This window comes from Streptomyces sp. NPDC002680 (genome assembly GCF_042889145.1).
Lineage (GTDB): Bacteria > Actinomycetota > Actinomycetes > Streptomycetales > Streptomycetaceae > Streptomyces > Streptomyces adonidis.
The window spans coordinates 168,621-181,637 of record NZ_JBIAQP010000020.1; the positions used below are offsets into that span (position 1 = coordinate 168,621).

Consider the following 13,017-nt stretch of genomic DNA (forward strand, 5'->3'; position numbering starts at 1 on the left):
TCCTTTCGGTGCGGCCGTCGTCAGGCGGTGGCGGCCGGCGATTCGAGCAGCTCGGCCAGGTCCGCGAGGACCGGGTGGCGGATGACGTCCTTGAGGGTGATCGCCCGGTCCAGGGCGATCGCGAGCCGGACGGCCGACAGCGAGGTGCCGCCACGGTCGAAGAAGTGGTCCAGGCGCCCGATCCGGTCGGCCGGAACCCCGAGCACGTCGGCCCAGGCGGCGGCGAGACGCCGCTCACCGGCCGTCTCCGGCCCCCGTACGCCCTTCTCGGCGGTGTCGAGTTCCTCGGCGAGCGCGGTGAGCGTCCTGCGGTCGGTCTTGCCGTTGGGGGTGAGCGGCAGCCGCTCCCGCCAGTGCACGGCCGCCGGAACCATGTAGGCGGGCAGCGACTCGGCCAACCGCGCCTGTACGTCGACGAGTTCGGCGCCGGTGCAGAACGCCACCAGCCGCACGCCCCGTACGACCACCACGGCACCGTCCCGGACGCCGGGCACCCGCAGCAGCGCGTTCTCGATCTCGCCGATCTCGATCCGGAAGCCCCGCAGCTTCACCTGGGTGTCCCGGCGGCCGAGGAACTCCAGCCTGCCGTCGGGCAGCCAGCGCCCGTGGTCACCGCTGCGGTAGAGCCGCTCACCGGGCCGGTACGGGTCCAGCGTGAAGGCGGCGGCCGTGCGCTCGGGGTCGTTGACGTACCCGCGCCCGACACACACCCCGGAGAACACGATCTCGCCGGGCGCCCCCAGCGGCACGGGTGAGAGGTGCTCGTCGACCACGTACACGCGCACGTTGCGCACGGGCCGCCCGAGCGGAACCCGGGGTCCGTCCGGCACCCGGTCCATCACCTCGTGGTTGGTGTCGTCCGAAGTCTCCGTCAGCCCATAGGCGTTGGCGACCTTGATGCCGGGCTGGGCGGCGAACCAGCGATGCACCAGCTCCCGCTTCACCGCCTCCCCGGTCACCGACACACAGCGCAGATCGGGGAGTTCACGGGGCCGCTGCTCCAACTCGGCGAGCACGGCTTCGAGATACGACGGCACGATCTGGAGCACATTGACCCCGCCGTCCACGATCGTGTCCACGAACCGGGCCACGTCCAGGATCACCTCCTGCCCGACCAGCAGCGTCCGGCCGCCGACGAGCAGTGCGGACACCAGCTGCCACAGCGAGATGTCGAAGCACTGGGGAGCGGTCTGCGCGACCGTCTGCCCCTCGCCGACCTCCAGGTCCTCCAGCTTGGCGAGGACGTGGTTGACGAAGCCCGCGTGCTCGCACATCGCGCCCTTGGGCTCACCGGTCGACCCGGACGTGAAGTAGATGTAGGCCAGTTGGCCGGCGGTGACGGGCACGTTCAGATCGCCGTCCGCGTGCCCCTCCGCCTCGATCTCGTCGACGTACAGCCTCGGAACGTCCGTCCCGGTCGCGTCGAGCGTGGTGGTGCTGCCGTGCTCGGTCACGACGAACGCGCACTCGGCGCGGGTGAGGGTGGCGGTGATGCGCCCGGCCGGGAAGTGCGGCTCGACCGGCAGATAGACCCCGCCCGCCTTGAGCACCCCGAGCACGGCGGCCATCCAGTCGAGGTTGCGCTCGGTGACCACGGCGACGACACCCTCACGGGTCAGCCCACGGTCCAGCAGGGCCCTACCGACCTGGTTCGCCCGGGAGTTGAGCTGCCGGTAGGTCCACTCCGTCCCGCCCTGCACGGCCGCGACCGCGTCCGGGTGCTTGCGGACCCGCTCCTCGAACAGCTCGTGCACCCTGCGGTCCGGGAGTTCACGCTCCGGGCCCGCCAACCCGTCCAGCTGGAAGGCGAGTTCGGCGCCGGACAGCAGGCTCTGGCCCTCGTGGTCGGCGTCCGGGTCGGCGGTCATCAGGGAGAGCGCGGTGAGGTGGTAGCCGGCGATCCGGGCCGCCGCCTCGGTGTCGAGGACGTCGGTGCGGTGACGCAGCCGCAGGGTGCGCCCGCCGACGCTCAGGTACAACACGGCGCCGTCGTCCGCCGGTTCGCCGCCGTGCGGGTCCAGGACCGTCTCGTACGGCGGCTCGTCCGCCCCGCCCACCTCGTCCGCGAGGTCCGTCAGGGCCAGCAGCTCCCGCCAGGAGCCGGGGCCGACCAGCATCCGGCGGGCCACGGGCCGCTGCCCCTTCACCGCCACGTACCCGGTGGTGACCTCCCGCTCACCGGAGAGCGCGGCGAGCACCTTGGCGTGCGCGGCGAGCAGCGCCGACTCGAACGAGGCCGACCTCAACAGGCTCGCGTCGAGCGGGACTTCGTACTCGGCGTACACCGAGTGGGGCCCGTTCTGCGGGTCCGCGCCCGGGACCGGGCCGGATATCCAGCGTGGAATCGTGGTCATCGTTCTGCCCCCGTCGATATCTGTGCGATGTTCTGTGCGATGTGCGGGATCCGGTCGGTCCGCTCGGCCGGTGCGATCTGGTCGCTGCGCAGGGCCACCGCCGGGTTCCCGCCCCAGCGGGCCAGGCACGGCATCTCCTCGCCCTTCATCAGGAAGGAGTCCGGGGCGAGTTGGGACCCGTCGCCCATCGACACGCCGTAGTGGACGAGCGCGCCGGTGCCGAGCGTGACGCCCGCGCCGAGGACGATGTGGTCGGACTTGTAGGTGCCGTCCTCCTGCGAGTGGGCCTGGATCTTGCTGTGGGCGCCGAGTGTGCAGTCGTCGCCGATCGTGGTGAGGGTGCGCTCGGTGATGGAGACGCCGTCGTCGAAGACCCGGCGCCCGATCCGCACGCCGAGCATCCTCCAGAGCAGGTTCTTGAACGGCGTCCCGTTGAACACGACGAGGAAGTCGACCGGCACCTTCCACAGCCGTTCCTGCCACCAGAAGTGCGGGTCGTAGATGGAGACCAACCGCGGCACCAGGCTCCGGAACCGGGTGATGAGCCGCTCGACCAGCACGTAGTAACCGGAGGTGAGCACCAGCCCGAGCACCAGGGAAGCGCCGACCAGCGCGCCGGCGGCGACGCCATGGGTGCCGTACACGGCGAAGGCCGCGAAGCCGAGCACCGTCAGGAGGAAGGAGTGCAGCCAGCGCACGAACAGGAACAGGCCCATCGAGCGCAGGTTGTAGCGGTTCTTCGCGGCGAGCCGGCGGTGGAACTCGTCGCCCTCGCGCAGATGGTCGAAGCTGCTGTCCCGCTCCACCGACCGCGGGATCTCGAAGGACGGCGAGCCCAACAGGCCGACGTTCTCACGGAGTTCGCCGTCGAGCGGCACCATCACCTTGGTCGCCAGCAGAACGTTCTCGCCGGTGCGGCCCCCCGAGGGGTAGGCGATGTGGTTGCCGAGGAAGCTGTGCCCCCCGAGCGTCGCCCGTGAGACGCGGAAGGACGTACCGGAGTAGTCGGCGTTGAGGATCGACAGCCCGTCGGCGACCATCGTGCCCCGGCCGACGGAGACCAGGTACGGGGTCTCGTGCTGCATCTCCGTACCGAAGTTGGAGCCGGTCTGCTCGACGTGAGAGAGGTCGTAACCGATGGCCCGCAGATAGTGGACGATGTACGAGCTGTCGCCGCACAGCCACTTGAAGAACTTGATGTTGGTCAGCCGGGTGACGGCCCGCTGCGCCGAGTAGTGCGGGCCGTACAGCGGATACACCCGGTCCGGCCGGATCATCAGGTTCAGCAGCCGGGGGACCAGGGTCACCGTCACGGCCCCGACGACGATCATGGCGGCGAACAGCGCGAGGGAGAAGCCCAGCGCCTCCGCGTAGAAGCGGAGCGAGGTCATGTCGGCCAGGGCGGGGTCGAACAGCGCCTTGAGCCGGGGCGCCAGGTCGAGCAGCAGATAGCCGCCGCCGACCGCCAACGGCACGTACACCAGCAGGAGTTGGAGCAGGCTCGCGAGACCGTAGGCGGCCCGTCGGGCGGTGGAGCAGCGGGCCCCCGGAATCCGTACGTAATCCACGTCCGTGGGCTGGGCGGGGGAGCCGTGCCAGCGCAGCCCCGCCGGTACCGCCTGGCCCTCGAACAGCGCGGAGGAATGGCCGAGTTGGGAGCCGTCGCCCATGGAGGTGCCGATGTCGAGGACGGTCTTCTCACCCACGTACACATCACGGCCGAGGGTGACCGGGCCGGTCTGGACGCGTCCGGCGACGACCCGGTGGCAGAGGAAATAGGAGTCCTTGCGGATCAACGTGCCCGCGCCGACGCTCAGCAGGTCGGTGCAGACCGGGAGGGCGGGCGAGAGGATCGTGACGCCCTTGCCGATCCGCGCGCCGAGCGCCCGCAGATAGAGCACATAGAGCGGGTTCCCGGCGAACAGGCGCATCGGGTTGGCGTTCAGCAGTGCCCTGACCGTCCAGAAGCGCAGATAGGCGAGGCCCCAGACGGGGAACTCGGTCCGCTGCCAGCGGCCGACCAGCACCCACTTGGCGACCACCGGCAGTGCGCACATCCCGGCGAACGCGGCGCCGCCGAAGACGACCGACCGCAGATAGACGTCGACGGCCCCCGAACCGGCGTTGATCCACTCATAGCCCTCGACGGTGACCAGCCCGGCGAGGAAGCAGTACGCCGTGAAGATCAGCAACTGCGCGGCCCCGCACAGGACATACCGCGTGGTACTGCCGGGCGCCGGGGCCTCGGCGGGCGGTGCGGCGGGCGCCTCGGCCGGGGCGCCGTCGAGCGCCGCCGCCAGACTCCGGATCGTCGGATGGCCGTACACGTCCTTCATCGACACCGACGGCAGATCGTCGCGCTTCCTGACACGGGCACAGAAGTGCGCCATGACCAGGGAGTTGGCGCCCAGATCGTCGAAGAAGTGGCTGTCGAGCGGTACTTGGTCCGTCTTCACGACCCCGGCGAGCACCTCGGCGAGAATCCGCTCGGTGTCACCTCCGGCGCCGGACATCTGTATCGGATTGATCGGGTTGATCGGATCGGTCGGCGGTATGGACGCCAACTCGATCGGTTTTCCCCCCACTGTTCCCCCCACGATGAAGCTCCTTAGCGGTGCTGGTCCTGGCTTTCGGTTCGGTCGGATCGTTGGACGGGCCGTTCGGCCGGGCTCCCCTGTGCCCGTCCGCGTCCCCACCCCTGCTCCCACGCCTTGGCGCGCCGCGCCGCCCCCGCGACCAGGGCCTCCAGGGGTCCCCGGCCCCTGGTGAGCCGCCACACGACCGCGAAGAGCAGCGAGCCCGCGACCAGTACGGCGTACTGGAGGTCGGGGGAGCCGTTCAGCGCTCCGGTGGCGAGGAACAGGACATGGGCGGTGTAGAGCGTCAGCGGCATGCTTCCGGCGGCCGCCAGCGGGAGCAGCGCGCGCCGCACCACGGCGATCCGGGTCAGCAGCAGGACCGCCGCGAGCAGCGCGGTGGCCGAGCCGAGGGTGTGCAGCACGTCGAACGGCGAGGTGGAGTGCGGCGCCCGGGAGAGCATCGACCACCAGGTCTCGCCGTCCGGGGTGTCCCACAGGGCCTCGTCGCGGGCGTGCGGCCCGGTCACGTCGTAGAACTCGTTCTCCTGGAGCCGCTCGAGCCCGCCCCAGCGGAAGAGCCACAGCGAGCAGACCAGCCAGGAGGCGGCGGCGAGTGCCAGTCCGGCGGTCAGCAGCCGGGTCGCGGTGCGCCGGTCGAAGAGGTCGAGGCGCCCGATGGCGAGCCCGGCACAGAGGTACGCCGTCCACGCGAGGACCGGATAGTCGCCGTGGACGAGCAGGTCGCCGAGGAGACCGGCCGGGTCGGTGACGACGTCCTGGAGCGTCGGATCACCGTCGAAGGCGGGTTCGGGCAACGCCCCCTGCAACAGGTGGACGAGGAACGGCGCGATCACGCCCAGCGCGAGGGCGATACCGGCCAACGTCCGTGCCCGCAGGGCCAGCAGAGGCAGCGCGAGCAGGAACAGCAGGGCGTAGAAGGCGAGGATGACGTCGACTTCGAGGCCGGCCGCGTTGGCGGCGTAGCCCAGCGTCAGCCCGATCAGACCGACGGACAGCGCCCGGGCGGCGACCGAGGCGAGCGAGCCGCGGTCGACCCGGGGCGTACGGCCGCCGGTGGTGAAGGCCAAGCCGACGCCGGCGACCAGCGCGAAGGTCGCCGAGGACCGGCCGCCCGCCAGCTGCCAGGCCACCGTCGGGGAATCGTCCGGCTCGAACGCACCGAATACGTGCACCGAGAACATACCGAGTAACGCGAGGCCACGGGCCACGTCCACACCGGCGATGCGCGGTGTCGATAAAGGCATGAGCAGCTCCGTAAATTGGCAAATTGGCACGATGGATTTCGCGTCCGCCGTACACCCGCGGTGCAGCTGTGAGCGGGAGTGACAGTTGACGCGATATGAGAAATGGCGTGCGGGACGAATTGACGTGTCAGTGGAAAATGTCGATGAGCGCGGCGTGCGGCACGGCGTCGATCCGCACCCTTTCCGCGCGGATCACGGGCAACGCGGCTCGATCGGGCTTGGTCGGAGCCCGGATGCCCCCGTGTCGTGGTGCTTCGCACTCCCTTGGGTGGGTGTGCCCCGGAGAATGCAATCCGAATTGTTTCGACCCGGTTATGAACGGGTCAAGCGTCACCGGCGTAATGTCGCTTTCCTGTTACAGAGTCACGACTTTTCGTACGGAATGCGACCGCGTGTGCGGACCCCTCACCTGGGAGCTTTCCGTGGAGCAGGTGTAATTGCCGGGCGGTATTCCGTTTGGGCGCGCCGAAATATGGCCGCCGAGTGCATGACAGAAATAGTATTCGATTTACCTGCTGAATCGTTCCTTTCCGTTTCCACTGGGTTTCTCTTCGTTTTCTGCCGTGTCACGGGAAGGGAGGGGAGGGAGCGGCGTGCGGGTGCCGGGCCCTGGCCGGGGCACCGGAGGGTGAGAGGGGGACCGCCCGCCCGATACCGTTAGGGCGTGCAGGCAGCAAGTGAACTTCCCGAGAGCCCCAGCGGCCGACTCCATCGCGCGCGCGTCCTCTACCGGAACGTCTCGAAGCGCAGGACCGCATGGCTGTTGCTCAAGGACACCGTCAACTCGTGCATCGAGTACCGGATCCTGGGTCTGGCCGCGGAGGCGGCCTTCTTCACGCTGCTGTCCGTGCCGCCGCTGCTGCTGAGCCTGATCGGCCTGCTCGGCTACGTCGACGACTGGACCGGCACCGACACCATCACCAGCCTGGAGAACAACCTCCTGGAGGCGTCCCGGACCGTCCTCTCCGACAAGGGCGTCACCGAGATCGCCCAGCCGATCCTGAACGACGTGATGAAGGGCGGCCGGCCGGACGTCATCTCCATAGGGTTCCTGTTCGCCCTCTGGTCCGGCTCGCGCGCGGTGAACGTCTTCATCGACACCATCACCGTCATGTACGGCCTGGACGGAGTCCGGGGCATCGTGAAGACGCGGCTCGTCGCCTTCGTGTTGTTCGTCGTAGCCCTGCTGATCGGCTCGGTCGCGCTGCCGTTGATGGTGGCGGGCCCGGATGCCGTACTCAAGGTCCTGCCATGGTCGGAGACGCTCGTACAGGTCCTGTACTGGCCCGTCGTCATCCTCCTCTCCATCGCCTTCCTGACGACGCTGTTCCATGTGTCGGTCCCGGTGCGCTCACCGTGGATCGAGGACGTCCCGGGCGCGCTGGTGGCCCTGGGGATGTGGGTGCTCGGCAGCTTCCTGCTGCGTATCTACCTGACCAAGACGATCGAGGGCGCCACGATCTACGGATCGCTCGCCGCGGCCGTCGCCGTCCTCCTGTGGGTCGGTGTCTCGGCCTTCGCCGTGCTCGTGGGGGCCGCCGTGAACGCGGCGATCGACCGCGTCTGGCCGGCCGCCTCCACGGCCGCCGCGCGCGCCGCCAACGAACGCATCCGTGAGGAGGAGGCCGCCGAGTACGTCGCCCGGATGACCGCCGCCCGCACCTACGAGCACGACGACGACCCCGACGACCCGGCGGACATGCCCTCCGAGTTCCCGGAACGCTGGTCGCGCTTCCTGCCCCCGGAGGACGTGACGTCCCGTCTGCGGGCCCAGGTGAAGAGCACACCGAAGACGGGGGAGGGGCCGCCCTCCGCGAAGTGACGGGGGGTGGGGCGCGGCCCGGGCTTTTCTTCGCCCCCGCCGCCCCTACCCGTCCCATCCCTGGGGGCTGCCGCCCCCAGACCCCCGCTGTCGGCCTGAACGGCCTCGTCCTCAAACGCCGGACGGGCTGAAAGATCAAGCCCCGGCCGGCACCATCCAGCCCCTCCGGCGTTTGAGGAGCGGGGGTTCGGGGGCAGCGCCCCCGAGGATGGGACGGGTAGGGGCGGCGGGGGCGAATCCGACTCGGCGCGCAGACGTGGCTCGTGGCGGCGTAGCCTTTCGTACGTGTACGAGGAACGGCCCTCCCGGCTGCCGGGCGCGGTGGTGTGGACGAACACCCCGACCGGGCCCGGCGCGCGGCCCGTCCTGCCCGACGGCTGCATGGACCTGCTCTGGAGTGAGGGCCGGCTGCTGGTCGCGGGTCCCGACACCCGCCCGTACGTCCCCGAGGGCGACCCCGTCCGCTGGGCGGGCGTCCGGTTCCGCCCCGGCAGGGCGCCGGTCCTGCTGGGTGTACCCGCCTGCGAACTCCGGGACCGGCGCGTCGAGTTGGCCGACCTGTGGGGAGCGGCGGAGGTGCGGCGGCTGAGGGTGCGTGTCGACGCGGCGCCGGATCCGGCGGCGGCGCTCGAGCAGCTGGCACTGGAACGGGCGGCGGACACGCCTCCGCCGGATCCCCTGCTCGGCGGCCTGGTCGCGGCCCTGCAATCCGGCCGCCCGGTCGGCCGTACGGCAGACGAACTGGGCCTCAGCACCCGCCAGTTGCACCGCCGCTCACTGTCCGCCTTCGGCTACGGCCCCAAGACCCTGGCCCGCATCCTGCGCATGCAGCGTGCATTGGCCATGGCGAGGGAGGGCGTTCCCTTCGCGGAGACGGCGACACGGACGGGGTACGCGGATCAGGCTCATTTGGCACGGGACGTAAGGGAGTTGGCGGGAGCGTCGCTGCGGCAACTGTTGAATGAAGGGGGCTGAGCGCCCCTTTAGGGGCGCGGGGCTGTGACATTTGCGGCTCCGCCGCGTGGGCGCGACCAGCCCCCACCGGCCCGCGGGCAAATCACTGCACTTCTCGCAGAGCGTCAAGCATTCTGCGGGGCGAACAAGTCAATCCCATTGCCATCAGGATCAAGCACACACGCATACCGCTGCCCCCAAACCGCATCCCACGGCTTCAGCTCACTCCGATACCCCGCCCCCACCAACTCCTCGTACAGCGCGTCGACTTCAGCCGCCGACCCGCACAGAAATGCCAGCCCGATCCGCCCACCACCACTCGGCCGTCGCCACCCGGGATGAAAGGACCGGACGGTCTCCTCCGTGTCGAGCAACAGCCGTAGCCTACCCGGGAGTTGGACCTCGACATGCGGCTGCTCCTCCGCTCCTTCGGGGAAGTCGAGCCCGAGCCGCCGGTAGAAGGCGACGGAGGCGGCGAGGTCGGCGGTGACGATACCGATGGCGTCGAAACGTGCTTGTGTATTCATACGGCCACACTAGGCAGGTCGCCGAAGACCGGTCTTGAAGAAAACGGACGTGCCGAGACCCCCGTTTCACCCCCGGTTGCGAGCCCTCGGGAGGGCGCGAATAGTGGGAAGGGCAGCTGCACCTTGATCAAAAGGAGGAGCACTGCCATGCGCAAGCACACTCGGGCACATCGTCTTCTGACGGCATCGACGATCCTTTTCGCGGGAGGCGTCCTGCTGCTGCCGACTCCCTCAGTTGCCGACTCCAGGAACGCCCCGGCCGTGATCTCGGGAGCCGCCTTCCAGATCAAGAATCCGCAGACCGGGAAGTGCATGACGGTCGCGGGCGGCCGCTCGACGGAGAACAACATCCGGCTCGTCCAGTTCACCTGTGACACCGACCCCTCGCGCCGCTGGCGGCTCACCAACGGGGACGACAACTCGTACCAGCTCGTCAATGTGCAGACGCGTAAGTGCGCGACGCTCGCGGGCGGGCGTTCGACGGAGAACAACGTCGAACTGGTCCAGTTCGACTGCGACTCGGACGCCTCACGCCGTTGGAGCCTCGTCAACTGGGACGGCAGTTCCTACGAACTCGTCAACGACCAGACGGGCAAGTGCGCGACCGTCGCCGGTGGCCGTTCGACCGAGAACAACGTCCCCCTGGTGCAGTTCGACTGCGACAGGGACCGTTCCCGCACCTGGAACCTGAACCTGGCGGGTTGACGATGAACACCGCACTTTTCGAGTACCCCAGGAGTCCGGTGACCGTGGAAGCGGTGTACGACCCCGCCCTCTCCCGCTGGCTGTGGCTGGTCAAGTGGGTGCTGGCGATCCCGCACTACGTCGTCCTCCTCTTCCTCTGGATCGCCTTCCTCCTCGTCACCGTGATCGCCTTCTTCGCGATCCTGTTCACCGGCGCCTATCCACGTGCCCTGTTCACCTTCAACGTCGGCGTCCTGCGCTGGAGTTGGCGGGTGGCGTACTACTCGTACGGCTCCCTCGGCACCGACCGCTATCCGCCCTTCACGCTCGCGGACGTGCCCGACTACCCGGCCCACCTGGAGGTGGCCCGGCCCGAACAGCTCTCGCGCGGGCTCGTGCTCGTCAAGTGGTGGCTGCTGGTGCTGCCGCAGCTGCTGGTGGTCGCCGTCTTCGAGGGCGGCGCACGCTTCGTGGGAGGCCTCGCGGGCCTGCTGGCCTTGTATGCGGGCGTCTCCCTGCTCTTCACGGGCCGCTATCCGCGCGGCATGTACGACCTCAACGTCGGCCTGCACCGCTGGACGGCCCGCGTCGTGGCGTACGCGGCACTGATGACGGACGTCTATCCGCCGTTCCGCCTCGACCAGGGCCCGAGCGAGCCGTGATCCGTACCTGGCGCACGGGGCGTTGTCAGTGGTGGCGTGCAGGATGGCGGGCATGACCACACCAGTTGCAGTGATCGTGGATGCCGTCGCCTACGCGCAGGCGGTCGAGGACGCGGTGAAGGCGTCGGCCGCCTACTACGAGGGCGGCACCTCGGTGCTGGACGACGACGCCTACGACCGGCTCGTACGCGGCATCGCGGCCTGGGAGGCCGAGCATCCCGAGCAGGTGCTGCCCGAGTCGCCGACCGGGAAGGTCGCCGGGGGTGCCGTGGAGGGCGATGTCCCGCACACCGTCGAGATGCTGAGCCTGGACAACGTGTTCTCGGCGGAGGAGTTCACCGCCTGGACCGCGTCGCTGGCCCGCCGTATCGGCCACGAGGTGGAGCGGTTCAGCGTGGAGCCGAAGCTCGACGGACTCGCGATCGCCGCCCGCTACACCCACGGCCGCCTCACCCGGCTGATCACCCGCGGCGACGGGAGAGCCGGGGAGGACGTCTCGCACGCCATCGGCACCGTCGAGGGCCTGCCCGCCGAGCTGGCCGAACCGGTGACGGTGGAGGTGCGCGGCGAGGTCCTGATGACCAGCGCCCAGTTCGAGTACGCCAACGAGGTCCGCACGACACACGGCGGGACGCCGTTCGCCAACCCGCGCGGCGCCTCGGCGGGCACCCTGCGCGCCAAGGAGCGCGCGTACACCGTGCCGATGACGTTCTTCGGCTACGGCCTGCTCCCCGTGGCCGACACCGGGACGGCGTTCGCCGGGCGGCTGGGCGAGGCCTCGCACAGTGACCTCATGACCCTGGCCGGTGAGCTGGGCGTGAACACCACCGCGACCACCGCCGTACCCGGTGTCACCGCAGGCACGGTCGAGCAGGTGATGGCCCGGGTCACGGAGATCGGCGCACTGCGGGCGGAGCTGCCGTTCGGGATCGACGGGATCGTCATCAAGGCCGACCTGGCCGCCGACCAGCGGGCCGCCGGATCGGGGTCGCGCGCCCCGCGCTGGGCGATCGCCTACAAGCTGCCCGCCGTGGAGAAGATCACCCGGCTCCTCGATGTGGAGTGGAACGTGGGCCGCACCGGGATCATCGCCCCGCGCGCGGTCCTGGAGCCGGTCGAGATCGACGGCGCCACCATCACGTACGCGACCCTCCACAACCCGAACGACATCACCCGCCGCGACCTGCGCCTGGGCGACCACGTCATGGTCCACCGCGCAGGTGATGTCATCCCGCGCGTGGAAGCCCCCGTCGCCCACCTCCGCACGGGCGACGAGCAGCCGATCGTCTTCCCCGAGGTGTGTCCGCGCTGCGGGGCGGCCATCGACACCAGCGAGCAGCGCTGGCGCTGCGAGAACGGCCGTAACTGCCACCTGGTCGCCGCCCTTTCCTACGCGGCCGGCCGCGACCAGCTCGACATCGAGGGCCTCGGCCACACCCGCGTGGTCCAACTCGTCGACGCCGGCCTGGTGAAGGATCTCGCCGACCTGTTCGCCCTCACCCGGGAGCAGTTGCTGGCGCTGGAGCGGATGGGGGAGACGAGCACCGACAACCTCCTCGCCGCGATCGTCGCGGCGAAGGGCCAGCCCCTGTCGCGGGTGCTGTGCGCCCTGGGGGTACGTGGCACCGGTCGCTCCATGTCCCGCCGTATCGCCCGGTACTTCGCCACGATGGACAACATCCGCGCCGCGGACGCCGAAGCGATGCGGCAGGTCGAGGGCATCGGCACCGAGAAGGCCCCGTCCATCGTCGCCGAACTGGCCGAACTCGCCCCGCTCATCGACAGACTCGTCGCGGCCGGGGTGAACATGACGGAACCCGGCGCCACCCCGCCCGCCCCCACGACCGAAGCCGCCGCCGAAGGCCTCCCGGAGACCGCGGACACGACGAGCGGACCACTGGCCGGGATGACGGTGGTCGTGACCGGCGCGATGACCGGAGCGCTGGAAAAACTCAGCCGCAACCAGATGAACGAACTCATCGAACGAGCCGGAGGCCGCTCCTCCTCCAGCGTCTCCAAGAAGACCACCCTGGTAGTCGCCGGAGAAGGCGCGGGATCCAAGCGGACCAAAGCCGAAACTCTCGGCGTCCGCCTGGCCACCCCGGACGAGTTCGCGGCCCTCGTCGCCGACCACCTCGACCCCCTGGGACCGGACGCCCCCGCCGCATAA

The 13,017-nt window shown here is 69.8% G+C and carries 9 protein-coding genes; 5 read left to right on the forward strand and 4 right to left on the reverse strand.

Features of this window, described 5'->3' with window-relative positions:
- Positions 1-20: 20 nt before the first annotated feature.
- The 3 genes from ACFYXF_RS40785 to ACFYXF_RS40795 all read right to left on the reverse strand — a co-directional run bounded on the left by ACFYXF_RS40785 (position 21) and on the right by ACFYXF_RS40795 (position 6,198).
- Positions 21-2,354 (reverse strand): amino acid adenylation domain-containing protein, encoded by a 2,334-nt coding sequence (locus ACFYXF_RS40785; protein ID WP_389357286.1) that lies wholly within the window; start codon positions 2,352-2,354, stop codon positions 21-23.
- Positions 2,351-4,867: a Pls/PosA family non-ribosomal peptide synthetase gene (locus ACFYXF_RS40790; protein WP_389357447.1), complete on the reverse strand. Its 2,517-nt coding sequence runs from the start codon at positions 4,865-4,867 to the stop codon at positions 2,351-2,353. The genes ACFYXF_RS40785 and ACFYXF_RS40790 overlap by 4 nt, the downstream gene beginning before the upstream one ends.
- A gap of 95 nt (positions 4,868-4,962) precedes the next feature.
- Positions 4,963-6,198 (reverse strand): heparan-alpha-glucosaminide N-acetyltransferase domain-containing protein, encoded by a 1,236-nt coding sequence (locus ACFYXF_RS40795; protein ID WP_389357288.1) that lies wholly within the window; start codon positions 6,196-6,198, stop codon positions 4,963-4,965.
- Between the two features lie 664 nt (positions 6,199-6,862).
- Here ACFYXF_RS40795 and ACFYXF_RS40800 point away from each other — a divergent pair.
- The gene (locus tag ACFYXF_RS40800) at positions 6,863-8,020 is read left to right on the forward strand and encodes a YihY/virulence factor BrkB family protein (RefSeq protein WP_389357290.1); all 1,158 of its coding nucleotides are present in this window, start codon (positions 6,863-6,865) and stop codon (positions 8,018-8,020) included.
- A gap of 285 nt (positions 8,021-8,305) precedes the next feature.
- Positions 8,306-8,995, forward strand: coding sequence for a helix-turn-helix domain-containing protein (locus ACFYXF_RS40805; RefSeq protein ID WP_389357292.1), 690 nt, complete (start codon positions 8,306-8,308; stop codon positions 8,993-8,995).
- 104 nt (positions 8,996-9,099) lie between these two features.
- Here the strand turns inward: ACFYXF_RS40805 and ACFYXF_RS40810 are convergent, their stop codons facing one another.
- The gene (locus tag ACFYXF_RS40810; RefSeq protein ID WP_389357294.1) at positions 9,100-9,501 is read right to left on the reverse strand and encodes a VOC family protein; all 402 of its coding nucleotides are present in this window, start codon (positions 9,499-9,501) and stop codon (positions 9,100-9,102) included.
- 147 nt (positions 9,502-9,648) lie between these two features.
- Here ACFYXF_RS40810 and ACFYXF_RS40815 point away from each other — a divergent pair, with 147 nt between their 5' ends.
- Genes ACFYXF_RS40815 through ligA form a run of 3 tightly spaced genes read left to right on the forward strand, consistent with a single transcriptional unit; the run spans position 9,649 to position 13,017 of the window.
- Positions 9,649-10,206, forward strand: coding sequence for an RICIN domain-containing protein (locus ACFYXF_RS40815; RefSeq protein WP_389357296.1), 558 nt, complete (start codon positions 9,649-9,651; stop codon positions 10,204-10,206).
- A 2-nt stretch (positions 10,207-10,208) separates the two neighbouring features.
- Complete coding sequence (locus ACFYXF_RS40820; RefSeq protein WP_389357298.1) at positions 10,209-10,847, forward strand: DUF4389 domain-containing protein; 639 nt, start codon at positions 10,209-10,211, stop codon at positions 10,845-10,847.
- Between the two features lie 52 nt (positions 10,848-10,899).
- Complete coding sequence (gene ligA, locus ACFYXF_RS40825; RefSeq protein WP_389357300.1) at positions 10,900-13,017, forward strand: NAD-dependent DNA ligase LigA; 2,118 nt, start codon at positions 10,900-10,902, stop codon at positions 13,015-13,017.

Excerpts from the sequence above, each read along its gene's own strand:
- ACFYXF_RS40785 (WP_389357286.1), bottom strand. The coding sequence starts at position 2,354 with ATGACCACGATTCCACGCTGGATATCCGGCCCGGTCCCGGGCGCGGAC.
- ACFYXF_RS40790 (WP_389357447.1), bottom strand. The coding sequence starts at position 4,867 with ATGTCCGGCGCCGGAGGTGACACCGAGCGGATTCTCGCCGAGGTGCTC.
- ACFYXF_RS40795 (WP_389357288.1), bottom strand. The coding sequence starts at position 6,198 with ATGCCTTTATCGACACCGCGCATCGCCGGTGTGGACGTGGCCCGTGGC.
- ACFYXF_RS40810 (WP_389357294.1), bottom strand. The coding sequence starts at position 9,501 with ATGAATACACAAGCACGTTTCGACGCCATCGGTATCGTCACCGCCGAC.
- ACFYXF_RS40815 (WP_389357296.1), top strand. The coding sequence starts at position 9,649 with ATGCGCAAGCACACTCGGGCACATCGTCTTCTGACGGCATCGACGATC.
- ACFYXF_RS40820 (WP_389357298.1), top strand. The coding sequence starts at position 10,209 with ATGAACACCGCACTTTTCGAGTACCCCAGGAGTCCGGTGACCGTGGAA.
- ligA (WP_389357300.1), top strand. The coding sequence starts at position 10,900 with ATGACCACACCAGTTGCAGTGATCGTGGATGCCGTCGCCTACGCGCAG.